This window comes from Streptomyces sp. NPDC059874, assembly GCF_042731135.1.
Classification (GTDB): Bacteria; Actinomycetota; Actinomycetes; order Streptomycetales; family Streptomycetaceae; genus Streptomyces.
Genome location: NZ_JBHWJY010000101.1, coordinates 1 through 20,758, shown reverse-complemented (window position 1 = coordinate 20,758; position 20,758 = coordinate 1). Strand labels below are relative to the sequence as shown.

The following is a 20,758-nucleotide window of genomic DNA, read 5'->3' as shown; positions in this document are numbered from 1 at the left end:
CAGGGCTGTCAGTCCGGGCGGCTAGCCTTTTTGGGTGTCCGCGCGTCCGTCCGTCCTCACCGATCCCGAGCAGCTCAAGGAGCTCCTCGGGATCCCCTTCACGCCCGAACAGATGGCCTGCGTCACCGCCCCGCCCGCCCCGCAGGTCGTCGTCGCGGGCGCCGGCTCCGGCAAGACCACCGTCATGGCAGCCCGCGTGGTCTGGCTCGTCGGCACCGGCGCGGTCGCGCCCGAGCAGGTCCTCGGCCTGACCTTCACCAACAAGGCCGCCGGGGAGCTGGCCGAGCGCGTACGCAAGGCCCTCGCGCGGGCCGGCATCACCGACCCGGACCCGGCCCCCGGCTTCGCCGGGGGGACCCCGGCCGAGGTCGACGCGGCCGGCGGCGAGCCGCGCATCTCCACGTACCACGCCTTCGCCGGGCAGCTCCTCAAGGACCACGGCCTGCGCATCGGCCTGGAGCCCGGCTCCCGCCTGCTCGCCGACGCCACCCGCTTCCAGCTCGCCGCGAAGGTGCTGCGCGAGGCCCCCGGCCCGTACCCGTCGCTCACCAAGTCCGTCCCCGACCTGGTCGGTGACCTGCTCGCGCTCGACGCGGAGCTCTCCGAGCACCTCGTCGAGCCCGCCGAACTGCGCGCGTACGACACCTCCCTGCTCGACGCCCTCGCCGACGCCAAGCTCACCAACGACGACCTGCGCAAGGTCCCCGAGGCCGTGCGCGGCCGCCTCGAACTGCTGGAACTCGTCGCCCGCTACCGCGCCGCCAAACGCTCCCGCGACCTCTTCGACTTCAGCGACCAGATAGCCCTCTCCGCGCGTCTCGCGACCGCGCGCCCCGAGGTGGGCGCGCTCCTGCGCGACGAGTTCCGCGTCGTGCTCCTCGACGAGTACCAGGACACCTCCGTCGCCCAGCGCCTCCTCCTCTCGGGCCTCTTCGGCGCGGGCACCGGGCACGCCGTGACCGCCGTCGGCGACCCCTGCCAGGCGATCTACGGCTGGCGCGGCGCCTCCGTGGCCAACCTCGACGACTTCCCCGAGCACTTCCCGCACGCCGACGGCAGCCCCGCCACCCGGCTCTCCCTCAGCGAGAACCGGCGCAGCGGCGGCCGCCTGCTCGACCTGGCGAACGGGCTCGCCGCCCCGCTGCGCGCCATGCACGAGGGGGTCGAGGCGCTGCGCGCGGCCCCGGGCGAGGAACAGGCCGGCTTCGTGCGCTGCGCGCTGCTCCCGACCCACGCCGAGGAGCTGGAATGGCTCGGGAACTCCGTCGCGCACCTGGTCCGTACGGGCACGGAGCCGGGGGAGATCGCGGTGCTGTGCCGCTCCGCGGGGGACTTCGCGCAGATCCAGGCCGTACTGGTGGCCCGGGACGTGCCGGTGGAGGTCGTCGGCCTGTCCGGCCTGCTCCACCTCCCCGAGGTCGCGGACCTGGTCGCGGTCTGCGAGGTGCTCCAGGACCCGGGGGCCAATGCCTCCCTCGTCCGGCTCCTCATCGGCCCGCGCTGGCGGATCGGCGCGCGCGACCTCGCACTGCTCGGCCGCCGCGCACGCCTGCTGGTGGGCCGCGCGCCGTCCTCGGCGGAGGGGCAGGACGCGGACGAACGCCTCGCCGCGGCCGTCGAGGGCGTGGACCCGGCTGAGATCATCTCCCTGGCCGACGCCCTGGAGACCTTCCTCGACGGCGCCGGACAGGCCCCGGACGACCTCCCGTTCTCCGCCGAGGCCCGGGTCCGCTTCGCGCACCTCGCCCAGGAACTGCGCGACCTGCGACGCTCCCTCGCCGATCCGCTGATGGACGTCCTGCACCGCGTCCTGGCCGCCACCGGCCTGGACGTGGAACTCTCCGCGTCCCCGCACGCCCTGGCCGCCCGCCGCCGCGAGACCCTGTCGAACTTCATGGACGTCGCCGCCGGCTTCGCCGCCCTCGACGGCGAAGCCACCCTCCTCGCCTTCCTGGCCTTCCTGCGGACGGCCGCCCAGTACGAGAAGGGCCTGGACCACGCCCTGCCGGGCGGGGAGAACACGGTCAAGGTCCTCACGGCCCACAAGTCCAAGGGCCTGGAGTGGGACGTGGTCGTCGTCCCCGACCTCTGCGCGGGCTCCTTCCCGAAGGAGAAGGCCCCGGAGGCCTGGACCTCGTACGCGAAGGTGCTCCCGTACGCCCTGCGCGGTGACGCCGCCACCCTGCCGGGGGACCCCGCCTGGACCTCGGCGGGCCTGAAGGCCTTCAAGACCGCCCTCAAGGACCACAAGGCGACGGAGGAACTCCGCCTCGGCTACGTGACCTTCACCCGCCCCCGTTCCCTCCTCCTGGCCTCCGGCCACTGGTGGGGCCCGACGCAGAAGAAGCGCCGCGGCCCGTCCGCGTTCCTGACCGCCCTGTACGAGCACTGCGCGGCCGGCTTCGGCGAGATCGAGGCGTGGGCGGAGGAACCCGATCCGAAGGCCGAGAACCCGTCCCTCGCCGACGACTCCACCCCGGACCACTCCTGGCCCCTCCCCCTGGACCCGGCCTCCCTCATCCTCCGCCGAGCCGCGGCAGCCCTGGTCGAGTCCCACCTGGCGACCCCACCCCCGCCCGAGCCTCCGACGCAGGACCCCTACCTCTGGCCCCCCTCCTGCGAGGACCCGTCCTACGAGGACGAACCCTGGCCGGACGACCCAACCTGGCCGGAAGCCCCCGACGGGCACGTCCCCGGCCCCGCCACAGGGCCGGACCTTGACGACCCCTGGGCCGCCGAAGCCTGGGCCGCGCCCGGACCCACCCACGGCGCAGCCGCGTTCCCCGACGGGGTCCCGGGCGGAGCCCGGTACGCGGCGGAGCCGCGTGGCGGCGGTCCCGCCGACCCGCAGGGTGACGACCCCTGGGCCCCCACGGGGGTCCGGGGCGGAGCCCCGGCTTCGGGAAGGGGCGGGGTGGGGGAAAGAACATCCCCGCCCGCCCCCGCCGACCCGCACGACGACCTCTGGCCGGAGGCCGACCTCCGGGCCCCTGCCGAGGCCCACGGCAGCACGCCGCGCCGCATGCCCGGCGCAGCCGTGCCCGAGCCCGGGGCTGAGGAGGAGTGGCCCGCCACCGCACCCACCCCGGGCAGGGCCCGGGGCAGCGCCCCGTACGACACCGACCCCCGGCCGCAGGCCGACCGGCCCGGCCCCCGCCCCGCCGGAGGCAGTGGCACCCTCACCCCCGAAGAGGCGCGGGCCATCGCCTCCTGGGACCGGGATCTCGACGCGCTGGAGGGCGAGCTCCGCCGGGCCCGCGCGGCCGTGCGGGACGTCGAGCTGCCGGCCGCCCTCTCCGCGAGCCAGCTGCTCCGGCTCGCCGCCGACGAGCAGGGCTTCGTACGCGACCTCGCCCGCCCCATGCCCAAGCCCCCGCAGCCCGCGGCGCGCCAGGGCACGCGTTTCCACGCCTGGGTGGAGTCCCGCTTCGACGAGCTCCCGCTGCCGCTCCTCGACGTCCTCGACCCCGCCACCGAGCTGCCCGGCTCCGACCAGGAGGTCGCGGACGAGGCCGACCTCGACTCGCTCAAGGCCGCCTTCGAGCGGAGCGAGTACGCGGACCGCCCTCCCCACCGCATGGAGGCCCCGGTCCAGCTCACGCTCGCCGGCCGGGTCATCCGCGGCCGGATCGACGCCGTGTACCGCACGGACACCGGCTACGAGATCGTCGACTGGAAGACCGGCCGCACCACCGAGGCCGACCCCCTCCAGCTCGCCGTGTACCGGCTGGCCTGGGCGGAGGCCACGGGCACCCCCCTCGACCAGGTCACGGCCGCCTTCCTGCACGTGCGCAGCGGCCGCGTGATCCGCCCCCGCAACCTGCCCGACCGCGCCCGTCTTGAGCGGATCCTCCAAGGCAAATCGGGCGCGGACGGTGCCCATCAGGTGGACGGTTAGGCTCGTGGGCATGAGCCTCAGCCAGCCGGACAGCGTCGTCCGCACGTACATCGACACCCACCGCGCCGCCTTCCTCGACGACCTCGCCGAGTGGCTGCGCATCCCGTCCGTCTCGGCGCAGCCCGAGCACGCGGGCGATGTACGCCGCAGCGCCGAATGGCTGGCCTCGAAGCTCAAGGAGACCGGCTTCCCGGTCGCCGAGGTCTGGGAGACCGCCGAAGGCACCGGCGCCCCCGCCGTCTTCGCGCACTGGCCGAGCGAGGACCCGTACGCCCCCACGGTCCTCGTCTACGGGCACCACGACGTGCAGCCCGCCGCCCTCGCCGACGGCTGGCACACCGAGCCGTTCGAGCCGGTGGTCAAGGACGGCCGCATGTACGGCCGCGGCGCCGCCGACGACAAGGGCCAGGTCTTCTTCCACACACTCGGCGTACGCGCCCACCTGGCGGCCACCGGCGCCGCCGCCCCCGCCGTGCACCTCAAGCTCCTCATCGAGGGCGAGGAGGAGTCGGGCTCGCCGAACTTCCGCGCGCTCGTCGAGGCCCGCGCCGCCGAGCTCGCCGCCGACGTCGTGATCGTCTCCGACACCGGCATGTGGTCCGAGACCACCCCCACCGTGTGCACCGGCATGCGCGGCGTCGCCGACTGCGAGATCGACTTCCACGGCCCGGACCAGGACATCCACTCCGGCGCCTTCGGCGGGGCCGTGCCCAATCCGGCCGCAGTCGCCGCCCGCCTGGTCGCCGCCCTGCACGACGACGACGGGCGGGTCACGATCCCCGGCTTCTACGACGGCATCGCCGAACTCACCGACGCCGAGCGCGCGCTCATCGCCGAGCTGCCCTTCGACGAGTCGGAGTGGCTGCGCACGGCCAAGTCCCACGCGGCCTCCGGCGAGGCCGGCTACTCCACCCTGGAGCGCGTCTGGGCCCGCCCGACCGCCGAGGTCAACGGCATCGGCGGCGGCTACCAGGGCCCCGGCGGCAAGACCATCGTGCCCGCCTCCGCCCACCTGAAGCTGTCGTTCCGCCTGGTGTCCGGGCAGGACCCGTACGAGGTCGAAGCGGCCGTCAGGGACTGGGTGGCCGCCCGGATCCCGGACGGAATCCGGCATTCCATCACCTTCGGCGCCCCGACCCGCCCGTGCCTGACCCCGCTGGACCACCCGGCCCTGCAGTCCGTCGTACGGGCCATGGGCCGCGCGTTCGGCCAGAAGGTCCGCTTCACCCGCGAGGGCGGCTCGGGCCCGGCGGCGGACCTCCAGGACGTCCTGGACGCGCCCGTCCTCTTCCTGGGCATCTCGGTACCGTCCGACGGCTGGCACTCGCCGAACGAGAAGGTCGAGCTGGACCTCCTCCTCAAGGGCGTCGAGACGACCGCCTACCTGTGGGGCGACCTGGCGGCCACCCACCGCCGCGAGCCCGCATGACACCCGCACCCGCCGCACCCATAGCCCGTACGCCTGCCTTGTCCCACCACCGGGGGAGTTGGAAGTACCTGTGAGTACCCGTACCGAGCGCCCGCTCTCGCTCGCCGCGCCGAGCGACATCGACCGCGCCGCGCACCACCGCCTCGACGAGGCGTGGCTCGCCGCCGCCTGGAGCCACCCCACCACCCGCGTCTTCGTCGTCTCCGGCGGCCAGGTGCTGATCGACGACACCCCCGACGGGGGCACCGGCATCGTGATGACCCCGGCCTTCGAGGCCCCGGCCACCGAGACGCACCGCTACTTCCTGGGCACCGACGAGGACGGCGTACGGTACTTCGCGCTGCAGAAGGACTCGCTGCCGGGCCGCATGGACCAGTCGGCCCGCCCGGCCGGCCTGCGCGAGGCCGGACTGCTGCTGAACCCGCGCGACGCCGGGCTGATGGTGCACGCGGTCGCGCTGGAGAACTGGCAGCGGATGCACCGCTTCTGCTCCCGCTGCGGCGAGCGCACGGTCGTCGCGGCCGCCGGACACATCCGCCGCTGCCCGGGCTGCGGCGCCGAGCACTACCCGCGCACCGACCCGGCCGTGATCATGCTGGTCACGGACGAGTTGGACCGCGCGCTGCTCGGCCGCCAGGTGCACTGGCCCGAGGGCCGCTTCTCGACCCTGGCCGGCTTCGTGGAGCCCGGCGAGTCCATCGAGCAGTCGGTCGTCCGCGAGGTGTGGGAGGAGGCGGGCGTCAGGGTCGGCGAGGTCGAGTACGTGGCCAGCCAGCCGTGGCCCTTCCCGTACAGCCTGATGCTGGGCTTCACGGCCCGCGCCACCACCTCGGAGATCAACGTGGACGGCGAGGAGATCCAGGAGGCCCGCTGGTTCTCCCGCGAGGAGCTGCGCCACGCCTTCGAGACGGGCGAGGTGCTGCCCCCGTCGGGCATCTCCATCGCCGCGCGCCTCGTCGAGCTCTGGTACGGCGAACCGCTGCCGAAGCCGGCGGCGTGAGGTTCGTCGCGGCGTAACGTTCGTCACGTTCGTGGCGTCCGCCACAGCAGAAGGCCCCCGCCGAGGCGGGGGCCTTTCCGGTGAGCGCCTGCGTCACCCGCGTCCGGTGCTCAGACGGCGAGGGCCTGCTTGACCTGGGCCAGGCTCGGGTTCGTCATGACGGACTCGTTGCCCGCGGCGGACTTCACGAGCACGGTGGGAACGGTCTGGTTGCCGCCGTTCGCCTTCTCCACGAACGCCGCGGACGCCGGGTCGAGCTCGATGTTGATCTCGTTGTACGCGATGCCTTCCCGGTCCAGCTGGGTCTTCAGCCGGCGGCAGTAGCCGCACCAGGTCGTGCTGTACATCGTGACGGTGCCCGTGTCCTGCATGCTGCGCTCTCTTTCGTGAAGGCTCGGTGGTCCGAGTACTCGAACGTACGGGACCGCGCCCCCATTCCCAGCCGTCCGGCCCCTCGTACGTTAAGTACGAAGGATCCGGGCCGCCTGTGGACAAGTTTCCCGCCCGACCCACGAGACCTGGCAGCATTGCGGGGTGACAGCAGCAACGCACTCCCCATCCTTCCCCGCCTCCGCCGGCTCCCCGGACTCGGCCGACGCGGTGCTCCTGGGCCTGGACCCGGAGCAGCGCGAGGTCGCGACGACCCTGCGCGGGCCGGTGTGCGTGCTCGCGGGCGCCGGTACCGGCAAGACCCGCGCGATCACCCACCGGATCGCGTACGGGGTCCAGTCCGGGCAACTGATGCCCGCCAGCGTGCTCGCCGTCACCTTCACCAACCGCGCCGCCGGCGAGATGCGCGGCCGGCTGCGCGGCCTCGGCGCGGGCGGGGTCCAGGCCCGCACCTTCCACTCCGCGGCCCTGCGCCAGCTCCAGTACTTCTGGCCCAAGGCGGTCGGCGGGGACGTGCCCCGGCTGCTGGAGCGCAAGATCCAGTTCGTCGCCGAGGCCGGCGCGCGCTGCCGCATCCGCCTCGACCGCAACGAGCTGCGCGACGTCACCGGCGAGATCGAGTGGGCCAAGGTCACCCAGACGGTGCCCGCCGACTATCCGGCGGCCGCCCTCAAGTCGGGCCGCGAGGCCCCCCGGGACCTGGCCGAGATCGCCCAGATCTACGGCACGTACGAGCAGCTCAAGCGCGACCGCGCGATGATCGACTTCGAGGACGTGCTGCTCCTCACCGTCGGCATCCTCCAGGACCGGCACGACATCGCCGAGCAGATCCGCGCCCAGTACCAGCACTTCGTGGTCGACGAGTACCAGGACGTCAGCCCGCTCCAGCAGCGGCTGCTGGACCTCTGGCTCGGCGAGCGCGACAGCCTCTGTGTCGTCGGCGACGCCAGCCAGACCATCTACTCCTTCACCGGCGCCACCCCCGACCACCTGCTGAACTTCCGCACCAAGTACCCGCAGGCCACCGTGGTCAAGCTGGTCCGCGACTACCGCTCCACCCCCCAGGTGGTCCACCTCGCCAACGGGCTGCTGAAGCAGGCCAAGGGACGGGCCGCCGAACACCGCCTGGAGCTCGTCTCCCAGCGCGAGACCGGCCCCGACCCGGTCTACGCCGAGTACCCGGACGAGCCGGCCGAGGCCGAGGGCGTCGCCCACCGGATCCGCGACCTGATCGCGGCGGGCGTCCCGGCCGGCGAGATCGCCGTGCTCTACCGCATCAACGCCCAGTCCGAGGTCTACGAGCAGGCCCTCGCCGACGCGGGCGTGCCCTACCAGCTGCGCGGAGCCGAGCGGTTCTTCGAGCGCCAGGAGGTCCAGAAGGCGATCCTCGCGCTGCGCGGAGCCGCCCGCTCCGGCGGCAACGACCCGCTCCTCGACGACGTCGTGGAACTGGGCTCCCAGGTGCGCGCCGTGCTCAGCTCCACCGGCTGGACCGCCGAGCCGCCGGCCGGTTCGGGCGCCGTCCGTGACCAGTGGGAATCCGTGGCCGCCCTGGTCCGCCTCGCCGAGGACTTCGCCCGCTCCCGCCCCGGAGCCACCCTGGCGGACCTCACGATCGAGCTGGAGGAGCGCAAGGCCGCCCAGCACGCCCCGACCGTCCAGGGCGTCACCCTGGCCTCGCTGCACGCGGCGAAGGGCCTGGAGTGGGACGCCGTGTTCCTCGTCGGCCTCACCGACGGCATGATGCCGATCACCTACGCCAAGACCGACGAGCAGGTCGAGGAGGAGCGTCGGCTGCTCTACGTCGGCGTCACCCGGGCGCGGTTGCACCTGACCCTCTCCTGGGCGCTCTCCCGAGCCCCGGGCGGCAGGGCCTCCCGCCGCCCCAGCCGCTTCCTGAACGGCCTGCGGCCGGGCTCCGCGGCCCCGGGAAGCCTGCCGGGCTCCCCGGCCGACCGGGCGGCCCGCAAGCGCGGCCGCCGGGGGCCCACGCTGTGCCGGGTGTGCGGCAAGACCCTGACCGAGGCCGGCGAGCTCAAGCTGATGCGCTGCGAAGAGTGCCCGTCCGACATGGACGAAGGGCTCTACGTGCGGCTGCGGGACTGGCGCGCGGTCCAGGCGAAGGAGCAAGGACTGCCCGCCTACTGCGTCTTCACGGACAAGACGCTGATGGCCATCGCGGAGGCCGCGCCCTCGGAGGAGGGTGAGCTCTCGATGATCTCCGGAGTGGGCGGCCGCAAGCTCGACCGGTACGGAGCCGACGTGCTGGCCATCTGCGCAGGTCGGGAGCCTGGGGGCGAGGATCCTGACGACGCGTAGAAACTCGTCGGAAAAATAGTTTGCACATGCCCAGCGAAGACCCATAGGTTCTTAGCAACGGAAACGGTGGCTTCTCCGAAGCCCTGGATCCGTGCTGTACTTATCCGAATACGCATGGGACGGGCCCCCGGGCCAGGTCCCCGAGACGCCGAGAGGAGGCGAGACCAGTGACCAGCTTCATGACCTTCACCAAAATGACCGATCGCTCGGTCGACGCCTCCTGCCTGCTCGGTTCCGTCTCCCTCCGGGGTACCGGTGTGTCCGCGATTTCCGCCGACCGCCCCGCCCTGCCGGCGATCCGTCCGGTCAGCGAGCGCAATGAGCGACCGACCCAGGCACCGGTGGCAGTACTGGCAGCAGAAGCTCAGGCGCATGGCGCCTATGGCTTCGCGGCCGCAGCCGGTGCCGGAGCCAAGACCAAGCAGACGACGAAGCAGCAGCACCACCTGATGTGGGCCTTCCGTGGGCTCGAACCCTGGAGTGATCCAGTCTGATCGCGAGATCAGGCCGGCGCCTTCAGGGCCGCGGAACCCCACCCGGGATCCGCGGCCCTTCTGTTTGTCCCCGAACGGGGATGACGGAGCGAAGGGGCCTCGGGACTGGCAGAACCAGGACCAGCCGAGACCGGCCGACCGGCCGGAACGACCAGCCGACCAAGACGAGGAAGAAAACACCGTGCAACTCGAAGCGCACGCCCCGTCCGTATCGCAGACCCAGACTCTCTCCCCGCCCGCAGTCCCGGAGGACTCCACCTTGACCCCGCTCACCGCGCTGACCGCGCTCGACGACGCCATCGAGAACCTCGGCGTCCCGGTTCCCTGCCGCACCTTCGACCCCGAGGTCTTCTTCGCCGAGTCCCCGGCGGACGTCGAGTACGCGAAGTCCCTCTGCCGTACCTGCCCGCTCGTCGAGGCCTGCCTCGCCGGGGCGACCGAGCGCCGCGAGCCCTGGGGCGTCTGGGGCGGAGAGCTCTTCGTCCAGGGTGTCGTCGTCGCCCGCAAGCGGCCGCGTGGCCGTCCGCGCAAGAACCCGGTTGCAGCGGCATGACCGCCCTCGGAACCATCGACCGCCCTCTCACGCACGACCCCCTGAAGCAGGCCCTCATGTCCCCCCACGCCACCACGAGCGAGCAGCCGCACGGCGCCGCCCACGCAGACTTCATCACCGCAGGCGCGATCACCTCGCGTCAGAACAGGACCCGCGAAATGCAACTCATCCCAGAAGCCCTGGCTCGTGCCCATATGGACGACCGCATGCGTGAGGCGGACGCCGAGCGTCACGCCCTGCGCCTGGTCGCCGCGCGCCGCATGCAGCGGCGGGCCGAGCGCGTCTCGCTGCGCGCCCGGCGCGCGCTGGCCATGGCCGTCATGCACTGACGGTCGAAAGACAGCACACCGGGGGGACCGGTCCGAAGGGACCGGTCCCCCCGGTGCGTTGCGGACGGCTGTCCACCCCGTGCGGGGATATCGTCTGTAGGTGGACCAGCCGACTCCCCACCCCGCGCCACCGGGAACCGAGCCCCAGCGCGTCATCTGCGCGCGCTGCGGCACAGAGTCCCCGCCCGGCCCCCCGCCCACCTGGACCTGTTCGGTGGAGAACGGGACCAGACAGTACTTCTGCGTCGACTGCGCGCGCGCCAACCTCCGCGCGATCGAGGGCAGGCTCGACTCCTCCTGGTGGTGACCGCCTCACGGCGTCACTCCTCGGAAGCGAACCCCGGTAGCCAGGTGTCCAGTTCGTCGCGCAGCCGCACCGTCGCGCCCAGCTGACACAGCACCCCGATGGTGCTCAGCGTCACGCGGTGGATCAGCAGGTACGAGGGCGGCAGATTGATCTGTCGGCCCAACTGGTGTGCGGGGGAGCGGGGATCGGCGATCCGCGCCGCCTGACCGCGCAGCCACGGCCGGGTGAAGGTGAACTCCTCGGCCTCGGCGGGCTCGAGCATCGGCTTCAGGTACTCCAGCACCGCGTCGGGGTCCAGCTCGATGGACTCCTTCACGAACCCCTCCCCACACAGGTGTCCGTAGACCCCCTCGGCGTCACCGTCCAGGGTCATCCGCAGCGACCTGCCGATGGGCTTGGGCCAGCCCCCGGGCAGCCGGTCGACCGTGCCGAAGTCCAGGACGCCCAGCCGCATCCGGCCGTCAGCCCCCGGGATCAGGCGGAAGTTGCCCGGGTGCGGGTCGGCGTGCAGCAGACCGGTGCGCGCGGGACCGGAGAAGAGGAACCGGGCCAGCAACTGACCGGCGCGGTCGCGCTCCTCCTCGGTGCCGTCGGCGATCACCTCCGAGAGCGGAGTCCCCTCCATCCATTCGGTCACCAGCACCTGGTCACCCTGGTGCACGACGTCCGGCACGACCACGTCCGGGTCGTCCACGAAGGCATCCGCGTGCGTCCGCTGGGCCTCGGCCTCCAGTTCGTAGTCGAGCTCCTCGGAGACCCGGTCCCGCAACTCCTTGATCAGCGGCTTGATCTCCATGCCGGGGATCAGCGGACCCAGCAGCCCCGCGAACCGGCCCAACTGTTTCAGGTCCGACAGCAGCGCCTCACCCGCCCCCGGGTACTGCACCTTGACCGCCACCGCCCGGCCGTCGTGCCACACCGCCCGGTGCACCTGGCCGATCGAGGCCGCCGCGGCCGGCTTGTCCTCGAACTCCTCGAAAAGGTCCCGCCACTCCGGGCCGAGCCGGTCCGCCAGCACCTGGTGCACCGTCGCCGCCGGCAGCGGTGGGGCAGCCTCCTGAAGCTTGGTCAGCGCCGCCCGGTAGGGCCCCGCGACCTCCTCGGGCAGGGCGGACTCGAAGACCGACAGGGCCTGCCCGAACTTCATGGCACCGCCCTTCAGCTCTCCGAGCGTGCGGAACAACTGCTCGGCGGTGCGCTGTTGGAGCTCGCGCGCCACTATCTCCGCCGACTTGCCGCCGATCCGCTTGGTCAACCCCCACGTGGCCCGACCGGCGATGCCGAGCGGCAGCGCGGCCAGCTTGGCGGTGCGGGTGACCGCCTTCCGGGGAAGATCAGACATATGCCCCTCCATTTCCCAGACAGCTGCGCCGCAAGCGGCGGTTGAGGACGGCCCCTCCGGCTCAACGGCCCGACAGGCCCAACGCATCCTGTCATGGCCCTCCCGGCCGGTCCGATCCCGATCCTCCTCCGGCGTGCTCCAGCGCCGCTGGACGGCCCGCGCTCGCCCCGCAGGGGCAGTCGGGGTGCGGGCGCACCGGGGCGGCCTCCCAGTGCAGGGCCGGCAGGGCGGCCTCCCAGCGGGAGCCGGTACTCGCGGGGAGTTCCCCGTCGAGGAAGGACAGCGCGTGGGCCGCGGCCAGGCCGGCCACCGCCGTGGAGAGGCCCAGGTCGCAGGCGGCGCTCGCGCGGCGGCGGTGCGCCGATCTCCACTGCACCAGCATCCTCGGCCAGGCGGGATCCCGGTCCACGCGGTCGCGTTCCATGCAGCCCGCGCAGGCCGTCGCCCCCGGCAGCACCAGCGGCCCCACCAGCCCGGTGCCCTCCAGCACCCCCGCGAACAAGTGCGGGACGCCGGTGGCGACCCAGCCGGCCGAGGTCTCCGGATCCGGCGCCCAGGCCCCCAGCCCGTCCCGGGGCGCGACCACCACCAGGGCCAGCCCGGGCTCCGGCCCCGCGCGCTCCCCGGCCCCCGGGGCGGGGCCGGGGGCCGACTCGCGCACCGCCCTGCCGGCCGCGTCCGCCCGCAGCCGACCCACGCTGCCCGACCCGAGCCCGCCCGGCGCCACATCCGCCGGCTCCACCCGGCCCCCGTCGAGCACCTCGACGTGGCCCACCCCGGCGCCCGCCAGGACCGAGGCGATCACCCCGCCCACCCGGCCGCTCCCGCGCACCTGGACCCGTATCACCCGGCGCGCGGCCACACCCCGCAAGTCTCCGCCCGGCTCCCGGTGGACCAGGGAGAGCGAGCCCAGATCGGGCCCGAGCCGCTCCAACGTCTCCGGCCGCTTGCGCACGGCCTGCGCCCGCGGACCGCCCGCCGTCGCGTCGTCGATCAGGCCCGCGCCCGCCAGCCGCCGCACCACCTCGTCCGCCTGACCGTCCGGCAGCCCCATCGCCGCGGCCTCGGCGCGCAACAGGTCCATCCCCCGCGTCCCGTCGATCCGGTCGATCAACGCGCCCGTCGCCGTGTCCACCGGGCCGAGCACCACCGCGTGCGCCGGTGTCACCCCGAACTGCACCGTCTGCATATCCCGCCAGGCCCGCGCCAGCGCCGGCTTCACCTTCGGATACATCTCCGCCCCCTCGAACCCGATTTCCCCGTCCACTTCCGCAACAGTGCCCGCCCGCCGAATTCCGTGCAGAAATTTGTCCACAGGTGAGGGGTATTAGGCATATGAGATGGAGAAATGGGGTGTTCCGTGTATCCGCTGCGAATCGATCATGTTCGAACCCTGGACGCGCGGGACTTCCGCGCCGGCTACCGGGTACCGTCGTGCCGTGTCCGCCGACCCTTCGCAGCGCGCCGTCGAAGTCCGCCGGAGCGCGCGCCGCCGCAGGACCGTATCCGCCTACCGCGAGGGTGACCGTACGGTCGTCCTCATCCCTGCCCGGATGTCCGAGGCCGAAGAGCGGCGCTGGGTGGGCGTCATGCTCGACAAGCTGGCCGCCCAGGAGAGCAAGCGGACCCTCGGGGACGCGGAACTCGGCGAGCGCGCCGAGCGTCTGTCCGAGCAGTACTTCGGCGGCCGCGCACGCCCCCGCACGGTCCGCTGGGTCACCAACCAGAACACCCGCTGGGGCTCCTGCACCCCGGCCGAGGGCAGCATCCGGCTCTCCCACCGCCTCCAGGGGATGCCGGAGTACGTCGTCGACTACGTGCTCCTGCACGAGCTCGCCCACCTCCTGGTACCCGGCCACGGCCCCCGATTCTGGGAGCTGCTTGAGGGCTACCCGAGGACGGAGCGCGCCCGCGGGTACCTGGAGGGCGTGGTCGCCGCCGAGCGGCTGCCGAAGGTCCCCGGCGCCCGCGAGGAATAGATCCGACCCGACGTCACACAGCGTGATATGTACCGGGTCGGTACCGACTTGGCCGGATGTCGGCAGTTGCCGTTAGCCTGAGCGGCACGTATTCACAGTCGGGATGGGGGACGGTCGTTACGTATGGCCAGGGAATTCCAACGCGGCCACAAGGCCAAGATCAGTGATCTGACGGCGGGCACGGATCTGTATGTAGGCGTCCAGATCGCCGGACCCGGACTCGCCTTCGACATCAGCTGCTTCGGCCTCGACGCCAATGAACAGCTTTCGGACGACCGCTACTTCGTCTTCTTCAACCAGCCGAAGTCGCCGGAGGAGTCCATCCAGCAGCTCGGCGCACAGTCCGGTGACACGGAATCCTTCCGGGTGACACTGGACCGCATTCCGGCGAACATCCACAAGCTGTCCTTCACCGCCACCATCGACGGCGCCGGACAGATGTCGCAGATCGGCCCGGGCTACATCCGGATCGTGGCGGGCGGCGAAGAGGTCGTCCGGTACGCGTTCAACGGCTCGGAGTTCACCACCGAGCGGGCCGTCATGCTCGGCGACTTCTACCTGAAGGACGTCTGGCGCTTCGCCGCCGTCGGTCAGGGATTCGACGGCGGGCTCGACGCCCTGCTGAAGAACTTCGGCGGCGAGGTCGCCGAGGAGCAGCAGCCGCAGCAGCAGGTTCCGGCCCAGGCCGGCGCCGCGCCCGGCTTCGCCGCGCCGCAGGGGGCCGCTCCGGCACCCGCCTTCGGTGCCCCGGCGCCGCAGGCCGCCCCGCAGGCCCCGGCTCCCGCTCCGTCCTTCGGCGCGCCCGCCCAGGCCCCGCAGGCACCCGCCCCGCAGCCGCAGGCGTACCCGCAGCACACCGCGCCCACCATGGCCGCGCCGATGGCCCCGGCACCGGCGGCGCCGCCGGCGTACGGTCAGCCGCCCCAGCAGCCCTACGGCCAGGTCCCCCCGCCCGCCCCGGCACCCGCGCCCTACGGGCAGCAGCCCCAGCCCGGCTACGGCCAGGTACCGGGTCAGGTCCCCGGGCAGCAGCCGCCGGCTTACGGCCAGCAGCCGCCCGGGTACGGCCAGCAGCCCGGCTACGCCCAGCAGCCCGCCCAGGCCGCGGCGCCGGGCCTCGCCGCTGCCCTCCAGCCGTACAAGGAAGCCCCCACGGGCACCCGCTGGACCCCGCAGAACCAGCAGCTCATGCGCGTCGACCTCGCGATGGGCGGCCAGGCCGTCCTCGCCCGCCAGGGCAGCATGGTCCTGTACCAGGGCAAGGTCGACTTCAGCTACAAGGGCGCCGGCTTCGCCGGCCGCATCGTCGGCAACGCCACCGGCCAGGAGATGCAGCTGATGCGTTGCACCGGCCGCGGCCAGGTCTTCCTCGCCGAGAACGGCGCCCACCTGCACGCCATCGAGCTGCAGGGCGACGGAATCTGCGTCTCCGCCGAGAACGTGCTCGCCTTCGACGAGTCGCTCCAGCACGAGGTCCGCCGCATCGAGGGCCACGGCATCCCCGGCGGCGCCCTGTTCACCATGCAGTTCCAGGGCACGGGCACGGTGATCGTGAAGACGCACGGCGTCCCGGTCGTCCTCCCCGTCACCCCGACCACCTTCGCGGACAGCAACGCCATCGTGGCGTGGTCCTCCGCCGCGCAGGTGATCCTGTCCAGCCAGGTCCGGCTCCGGCGCAACGCCTACCCCGGTCACAGCGGGGAGACCGTGAACCTCCAGTTCCGCGGTGCTCCCGGCAACTTCATCGTCGTCCAGCCGTACGAGGTCTGAGGGAGCCCGACATGAACGCAATGAACCAGCTCGCGGGCTTCGCCCCGACCCCCGTCACGGCCCGCATGGAGAACCACGGCCGGGCCATGCTCAAGGTCGCCATGCAGAGCGGCCAGGACCTCTTCGCCCGCACCGGCTCGATGGTCGCCTACGAGGGCTTCGTCCAGTACGAGCCCAACCCGCCGGCCGTCCGCCAGATGGCCTCGCAGTGGATCACCGGCGAAGGCGCACCGCTCATGAAGTGCACCGGCGACGGCCTGCTCTACCTCGCCGACTACGGCGCCGACGTCGTCGTCATCAACCTCAACAACGACTCGCTCTCGGTCAACGGCACCAACCTGCTCGCCTTCGACGCGCACCTCCAGTGGGGCGTCGAGCGGGTCAAGGGTCTCGCCAAGTTCGCCGGCCAGGGCCTGTTCAACGTGGAGGTCGCGGGCACCGGATGGGTCGCCCTCACCTCTCGCGGCACCCCGATCGTGGTCGACTGCGGGCGCGGCGAGGACGAGACGTACGTCGACCCCGACGCGCTCGTCGCCTGGTCGCCGAATCTCAAGGTCAAGGGCAAGCGAAGCTTCAAGGCCTCGTCGATGCTCGGCCGGGGCAGCGGGGAGGCCTACCAGATGGCCTTCTCCGGCCAGGGCATCGTCGTCGTACAGCCCAGCGAGGACAGCACCGACCGGCTCCGGGTCCGGGGCTGAGGGGGAGCGGACACATCATGCAGAGCGCACTTTTCGCCAACACCGAGGCGCAGTCCCAGGACCGGTACACCGTCCAGAACCCGCAGCTGCTGCGGGTCTCGCTGACCGGCACCGACGACGTACTCGCCCGCAAGGGCGCGATGGTCGCCTACCAGGGCATCATCGACTTCGACGGCGAGTACCAGTCGACCAGCCAGCGCAACGCCCGCGCCCGAACCGGCGAGGGCCTGGACCTCATGCGCTGCTCCGGTCAGGGCACGGTCTACCTCGCCAACCTGGCCCAGTACGTGCACCTGGTGGACGTGGAGCAGGAGGGCCTCACGGTCGACAGCAGCTACGTCCTCGCCCTGGACTCCACCCTGCACACCGAGGTCATCGCGGTGGACAGCCAGTACGGGATCTCCGGCTCCGGCAAGTACCAGCTCAACATCACGGGCCGCGGCAAGGTCGCGCTGATGACCTCCGGGCAGCCGCTGGCGATGCAGGTCACGCCCGACAAGTACGTCAACGTCGACGCGGACGCCATCGTCGCCTGGTCCACCGGGCTGCGGGTGCAGATGCAGGCCCAGACCCACTCCAGCGGCGTCTGGCGGCGCCGCGGCAACACCGGCGAGGGCTGGGAGCTCAGCTTCCTCGGCACCGGCATCGCGCTGGTCCAGCCCAGCGAGGCGATGCCGCCGCAGAACGCCCAGATCGGGCAGGGCGCCGCCGCGCAGTTCGGCATGGGGCAGCGCGGTTCCCACGGGCAGAACCAGAACAACGCCTGGAACTGACGGAGTACGACGAAGGGGCGGCCCCGTCAGGGACCGCCCCTTCGGCGCGCCCGCGGCTCCTCAGCCGCCGAGCCGCGCCAAGGTCGCCTCCAGCAGCCGTACGACCGAGGCGTCGGCCACCGCCGCCACCTCCTCGTACGGGAACCAGCGCAGGTCCAGGGACTCGTCGCTGATCTCCGCCTCCGCGCCGGCCGGGGCCAGCGCCGCGTACTGCACGTCCAGGTGCCAGTTGCAGGGCGCCGGGATCGGATGCCGGTCCAGCCGCACCGGCCCGCCGGGCAGCAGGCTCAGCCCCGACGCGATGCCCGACTCCTCGACGGCCTCGCGCAGCGCCACCGCGGCGAGCGTCTCGTCACCGGGCTCGCAGTGGCCGCCCATCTGGAGCCACATGCCCAGCTTCCTGTGCAGGGTCAGCAGTACGCGACCACGCACCGGGTCGATCACCAGGGCGCTGCCGGTGACGTGCCCGGCCTGGCAGGGCTTGTAGACCCCGTCCTCGTGGGCGGCGAGGTGCTCCAGGTAGACATCGCGCAGCTCGGGCTGGTCCTCGTAGCCCTTCAGGACGAGGACCGCGTCGTCGTGCAGGCTCACTTCTTCTCGTCGCCGTCCTCGTCGCGCTTCTCGGCGGCCTCGCCGAGCATCTTGTCGATCTCCGAGAAGTCCAGCTGCTCGTGGTGCACGAAGCCGTCCGGGTCGTCCAGGTCGGAGGCCGTCGGCAGCATGTCCGGGTGCTCCCACAGACCGTCGCGGCCGTCCACGCCGCGCGCGTCGGTGAGCGAGGCCCACAGCCGCGAGGCGTCGCGCAGCCGGCGCGGACGCAGCTCCAGGCCGATCAGCGTCGCGAAGGTCTGCTCCGCCGGGCCGCCCGAGGCACGCCGCCGGCGCATGGTCTCGCGCATCGCGTCGGCCGAGGTCAGCCGGGGCTTGGCCGCCTCGTGGACCACCGCGTCGACCCAGCCCTCGACCAGCGCGAGCGCCGTCTCCAGGCGGGCCAGGGCGGCCTTCTGCTCAGGGGTGTCCTGCGGCTGGAACATGCCGCCCTGCAGGGCCTCCTGCAACTGCTCCGGGTTCGACGGGTCCAGCTGGCCGACCACGTCCTCCAGCTTCGAGGTGTCGACCTTGATGCCGCGGGCGTAGCCCTCGACCGCGCCGAAGAGGTGCGAGCGCAGCCACGGCACGTGCGCGAACAGCCGGGCGTGCGCCGCCTCGCGCAGGGCCAGGTAGAGCCGTACCTCTTCCGAGGGGACGCCCAGGTCCTTGCCGAAGCTCTCGATGTTCAGCGGGAGCAGCGCGGCCTTCCCGGCCGGGCCCAGCGGCAGCCCGATGTCGGTGGAGCCGACGACCTCGCCCGCGAGCACGCCGACGGCCTGGCCGATCTGCTGGCCGAACATGGCGCCGCCCATGGAACGCATCATCCCGAGCAGCGGGCCCGCCATGGCCTGCATCTCCTCGGGCAGCACGCTGCCCATGGCCGCGCCCACGCGCTCGGCGACCGGGTCCACGAGCTCCTTCCACACCGGGAGGGTCGCCTCGACCCACTCGGCGCGGCTCCACGCCACGGCGGTGGTGGCGCCCGAGGGCAGCGAGGTCACGCCGTCCAGCCAGTGGTCGGCGAGGCGCACGGCCTCCTCCACGGCGGACTTCTCCGCGATGCCGACGCTCGTGTCCTTCACGCCGTCCGAGGTGCCCTGGGAAACGGTCTGGCGGGCGATGTCCTTGGCCATGTCCCAGTTCACGGGACCGCCCTCGTAGCTCAGCATCTGGCCGAGCTGCTGGAAGGCCGCGCCCAGGTCATTGGGGTTCATCGACCCGAACATCGCGGCGAACGGATTGTCCGCGCCGCCCGGGCCGCCGGCGCCGCCCGGCATGCCCATGCCCGGGAACCCGAACGGATTCGGGCCGCCCTGACCGCCCTGATTGCCCTTCTTCTTGCCCTCGTCGCCGTTGTCCGGCTCCTCCGGCGGAAGGCCGAATCCGAATGGGGTGTCGCTCACGGGTTTCCTCGGCTCGTAGGGCCGCCGGCGGGAGCCGACGGGCAATGGTCCGACAACACCACCCAGCGTAGACACCAGAGCCGCTTGTGGGCTCGGTGCTCCGCCGACTCCTGGGCTGCGGCAGGATGGACATCACCTGGTGGGTACGCGTCACGGCGCGTCCCCACTGAAGACAACCGCTGGAGACGCCTGGTGAGTTCCCCGGATCCGCAGTCGGATAAGCACAGCCGCGCGCCGCACGACGCCGAAATCCGCCCCGAGTACGGCGAGGGCGTCCCCGGTGTTCGCCAGCCGCGAAACCCGGCCCTGCGGGGCCCGGTGATCGCGGTGACCGGCGCCGCGACGGGGGTGGGTGCCGCCCTGGTGAACCGCCTGGCGGCGTCCGACGAGGTAAAGCAGGTCGTCGCCATCGACGAGCGGCGCGGCGAGTGCGCGTCCGCGCAGTGGCACGTCCTGGACGTACGCGACCCGGCGATCGCCGAGAAGCTGCGCGGCGCGGACGTGGTGGTCCACCTCGCGCTGGACCTCGACCTGGAGACGGACCCGGCGGCCCGTACGGCGTACAACGTCCGCGGGACCCAGACCGTGCTGACGGCCGCCGCGGCGGCCGGGGTGCACCGGGTCGTGCTCTGCACCTCGGCGATGGTCTACGGCGCCCTGCCGGACAACGACATCCCGCTCTCGGAGGACTCCGAGCTGCGGGCCACCGCCGAGGCGACCGGCGTCGGCGACCTGCTGGAGATCGAGCGGCTGGGGCGGCGGGCGCCGCGGGCGCACCCCGGGCTGAACGTGACCGTGGTCCGCCCGGCGGTGCTCGTCGGCGGTACCGACACCGCGCTGACCCGGTACTTCGAGTCCCCGCGCCTGCTGGTGGTGGCCGGCTCCCGGCCGACCTGGCAGTTCTGCCACGTGGAGGACCTGGTCAGCGCCCTGGAGTACGCGGCGCTGGAGAAGGTCGAGGGCGAGCTGGCCGTGGGCTGCGAGGGCTGGCTGGAGCAGGAGGAGGTCGAGGAGCTGAGCGGCATCCGCCGCATGGAGCTCCCCTCGGCGGTCGCGCTGGGCGCGGCGGCGAGGCTGCACCGCATCGGCCTGACGCCGTCGCCGGCGGGGGACCTGGCGTACACGATGCACCCGTGGGTGGTCAGCGTCAGCCGTCTGCACGCGGCGGGGTGGCGGCCGCGGTGGACCAACGAGGAAGTGCTGGCCGAGCTGCTCCAGGAGGTCTCGGGGCGGCACACCGTCGCGGGACGCCGGTTGGGGCGCAAGGACGCCACGGCCGCCGGTGCCGCGGGTGCGACGGTCGCGCTGCTGGGTGCCGCCGCCGTGGTCCGCGCGGCGCGGAGGCGGCGGGGGCTCTGACCCGGCCTGCCGGGGCCGGGCCCGGGCGTGGCCCCGTGCGGCGCCGCTGCCGGGGCTCCGCCCCGGACCCCGCGCCTCAAACGCCGGCGGGGCTGGAAGGTCGGGGCTCCGCCCCGGGCCCCGC

18 protein-coding genes are annotated in these 20,758 nt (G+C 72.9%); 13 read left to right on the top strand and 5 right to left on the bottom strand.

Going from position 1 to position 20,758, the window contains the following annotated elements; genetic code table 11:
• The first annotated feature begins 34 nt into the window (after positions 1–34).
• The 3 genes from ACFV9H_RS36495 to nudC are packed head-to-tail and all read left to right on the top strand — an operon-like array spanning position 35 to position 6,327.
• Positions 35–3,898, top strand: a complete 3,864-nt coding sequence (locus ACFV9H_RS36495) for a UvrD-helicase domain-containing protein (protein ID WP_385407219.1) — start codon at positions 35–37, stop codon at positions 3,896–3,898.
• 10 nt (positions 3,899–3,908) lie between these two features.
• Positions 3,909–5,327, top strand: coding sequence for a dipeptidase (locus ACFV9H_RS36490; protein WP_385407217.1), 1,419 nt, complete (start codon positions 3,909–3,911; stop codon positions 5,325–5,327).
• Positions 5,328–5,385: 58 nt separating this feature from the next.
• Positions 5,386–6,327: an NAD(+) diphosphatase gene (nudC, locus tag ACFV9H_RS36485; protein ID WP_385407215.1), complete on the top strand. Its 942-nt coding sequence runs from the start codon at positions 5,386–5,388 to the stop codon at positions 6,325–6,327.
• 110 nt (positions 6,328–6,437) lie between these two features.
• On the opposite strand, the gene ACFV9H_RS36480 is transcribed toward nudC, so the two are convergent.
• Positions 6,438–6,698, bottom strand: a complete 261-nt coding sequence (locus ACFV9H_RS36480; RefSeq protein ID WP_030029876.1) for a mycoredoxin — start codon at positions 6,696–6,698, stop codon at positions 6,438–6,440.
• Between the two features lie 163 nt (positions 6,699–6,861).
• Here ACFV9H_RS36480 and ACFV9H_RS36475 point away from each other — a divergent pair, with 163 nt between their 5' ends.
• The 5 genes from ACFV9H_RS36475 (at position 6,862) to ACFV9H_RS36455 (ending at position 10,719) form a co-directional block, all read left to right on the top strand.
• On the top strand, positions 6,862–9,036 hold the full coding sequence (locus ACFV9H_RS36475; RefSeq protein ID WP_385407212.1) for an ATP-dependent DNA helicase UvrD2: 2,175 nt from the start codon (positions 6,862–6,864) through the stop codon (positions 9,034–9,036).
• A 167-nt stretch (positions 9,037–9,203) separates the two neighbouring features.
• Complete coding sequence (locus ACFV9H_RS36470; protein ID WP_385407210.1) at positions 9,204–9,530, top strand: hypothetical protein; 327 nt, start codon at positions 9,204–9,206, stop codon at positions 9,528–9,530.
• 181 nt (positions 9,531–9,711) lie between these two features.
• Entirely contained in the window at positions 9,712–10,083 is a 372-nt protein-coding gene (locus tag ACFV9H_RS36465; protein ID WP_365165514.1) for a WhiB family transcriptional regulator, read from the top strand.
• Positions 10,080–10,412, top strand: a complete 333-nt coding sequence (locus tag ACFV9H_RS36460) for a hypothetical protein (RefSeq protein ID WP_385407207.1) — start codon at positions 10,080–10,082, stop codon at positions 10,410–10,412. The genes ACFV9H_RS36465 and ACFV9H_RS36460 overlap by 4 nt, the downstream gene beginning before the upstream one ends.
• Before the next feature lie 100 nt (positions 10,413–10,512).
• A complete protein-coding gene (locus tag ACFV9H_RS36455; protein ID WP_385407205.1) occupies positions 10,513–10,719 on the top strand; it encodes a hypothetical protein in 207 nt (68 codons plus the stop codon).
• Positions 10,720–10,732: 13 nt separating this feature from the next.
• Here ACFV9H_RS36455 and ACFV9H_RS36450 read toward each other — a convergent pair whose 3' ends face one another.
• Both ACFV9H_RS36450 and ACFV9H_RS36445 read right to left on the bottom strand, forming a co-directional pair.
• Positions 10,733–12,061: an ABC1 kinase family protein gene (locus ACFV9H_RS36450; RefSeq protein ID WP_385407202.1), complete on the bottom strand. Its 1,329-nt coding sequence runs from the start codon at positions 12,059–12,061 to the stop codon at positions 10,733–10,735.
• Positions 12,062–12,152: 91 nt separating this feature from the next.
• Positions 12,153–13,295 carry a ThiF family adenylyltransferase gene (locus tag ACFV9H_RS36445; protein ID WP_385407199.1) on the bottom strand — a complete coding sequence of 381 codons (1,143 nt, stop codon included), beginning with the start codon at positions 13,293–13,295 and terminating at the stop codon, positions 12,153–12,155.
• A gap of 148 nt (positions 13,296–13,443) precedes the next feature.
• Here ACFV9H_RS36445 and ACFV9H_RS36440 point away from each other — a divergent pair, with 148 nt between their 5' ends.
• The 4 genes from ACFV9H_RS36440 (at position 13,444) to ACFV9H_RS36425 (ending at position 17,281) form a co-directional block, all read left to right on the top strand.
• Positions 13,444–14,040: a M48 family metallopeptidase gene (locus tag ACFV9H_RS36440; RefSeq protein WP_385407196.1), complete on the top strand. Its 597-nt coding sequence runs from the start codon at positions 13,444–13,446 to the stop codon at positions 14,038–14,040.
• A 123-nt stretch (positions 14,041–14,163) separates the two neighbouring features.
• Positions 14,164–15,810 (top strand): TerD family protein, encoded by a 1,647-nt coding sequence (locus ACFV9H_RS36435; RefSeq protein ID WP_385407193.1) that lies wholly within the window; start codon positions 14,164–14,166, stop codon positions 15,808–15,810.
• 20 nt (positions 15,811–15,830) lie between these two features.
• Positions 15,831–16,508, top strand: coding sequence for an AIM24 family protein (locus ACFV9H_RS36430; RefSeq protein WP_385407229.1), 678 nt, complete (start codon positions 15,831–15,833; stop codon positions 16,506–16,508).
• 17 nt (positions 16,509–16,525) lie between these two features.
• Positions 16,526–17,281 carry an AIM24 family protein gene (locus ACFV9H_RS36425; protein ID WP_385407190.1) on the top strand — a complete coding sequence of 252 codons (756 nt, stop codon included), beginning with the start codon at positions 16,526–16,528 and terminating at the stop codon, positions 17,279–17,281.
• Between the two features lie 60 nt (positions 17,282–17,341).
• On the opposite strand, the gene ACFV9H_RS36420 is transcribed toward ACFV9H_RS36425, so the two are convergent.
• Both ACFV9H_RS36420 and ACFV9H_RS36415 read right to left on the bottom strand, forming a co-directional pair.
• Positions 17,342–17,872: an NUDIX hydrolase gene (locus ACFV9H_RS36420; protein WP_385407189.1), complete on the bottom strand. Its 531-nt coding sequence runs from the start codon at positions 17,870–17,872 to the stop codon at positions 17,342–17,344.
• Positions 17,869–19,275 (bottom strand): zinc-dependent metalloprotease, encoded by a 1,407-nt coding sequence (locus tag ACFV9H_RS36415; protein ID WP_385407187.1) that lies wholly within the window; start codon positions 19,273–19,275, stop codon positions 17,869–17,871. The genes ACFV9H_RS36420 and ACFV9H_RS36415 overlap by 4 nt, the downstream gene beginning before the upstream one ends.
• A gap of 249 nt (positions 19,276–19,524) precedes the next feature.
• Between ACFV9H_RS36415 and ACFV9H_RS36410 the strand changes: the two genes are divergently transcribed.
• On the top strand, positions 19,525–20,634 hold the full coding sequence (locus ACFV9H_RS36410) for an SDR family oxidoreductase (RefSeq protein WP_385407227.1): 1,110 nt from the start codon (positions 19,525–19,527) through the stop codon (positions 20,632–20,634).
• Positions 20,635–20,758: the final 124 nt, after the last annotated feature.

Excerpts from the sequence above, each read along its gene's own strand:
- ACFV9H_RS36490 (WP_385407217.1), top strand. The coding sequence starts at position 3,909 with ATGAGCCTCAGCCAGCCGGACAGCGTCGTCCGCACGTACATCGACACC.
- ACFV9H_RS36480 (WP_030029876.1), bottom strand. The coding sequence starts at position 6,698 with ATGCAGGACACGGGCACCGTCACGATGTACAGCACGACCTGGTGCGGC.
- ACFV9H_RS36460 (WP_385407207.1), top strand. The coding sequence starts at position 10,080 with ATGACCGCCCTCGGAACCATCGACCGCCCTCTCACGCACGACCCCCTG.
- ACFV9H_RS36450 (WP_385407202.1), bottom strand. The coding sequence starts at position 12,061 with ATGTCTGATCTTCCCCGGAAGGCGGTCACCCGCACCGCCAAGCTGGCC.
- ACFV9H_RS36445 (WP_385407199.1), bottom strand. The coding sequence starts at position 13,295 with ATGTATCCGAAGGTGAAGCCGGCGCTGGCGCGGGCCTGGCGGGATATG.
- ACFV9H_RS36440 (WP_385407196.1), top strand. The coding sequence starts at position 13,444 with ATGTTCGAACCCTGGACGCGCGGGACTTCCGCGCCGGCTACCGGGTAC.
- ACFV9H_RS36435 (WP_385407193.1), top strand. The coding sequence starts at position 14,164 with ATGGCCAGGGAATTCCAACGCGGCCACAAGGCCAAGATCAGTGATCTG.
- ACFV9H_RS36430 (WP_385407229.1), top strand. The coding sequence starts at position 15,831 with ATGAACCAGCTCGCGGGCTTCGCCCCGACCCCCGTCACGGCCCGCATG.
- ACFV9H_RS36425 (WP_385407190.1), top strand. The coding sequence starts at position 16,526 with ATGCAGAGCGCACTTTTCGCCAACACCGAGGCGCAGTCCCAGGACCGG.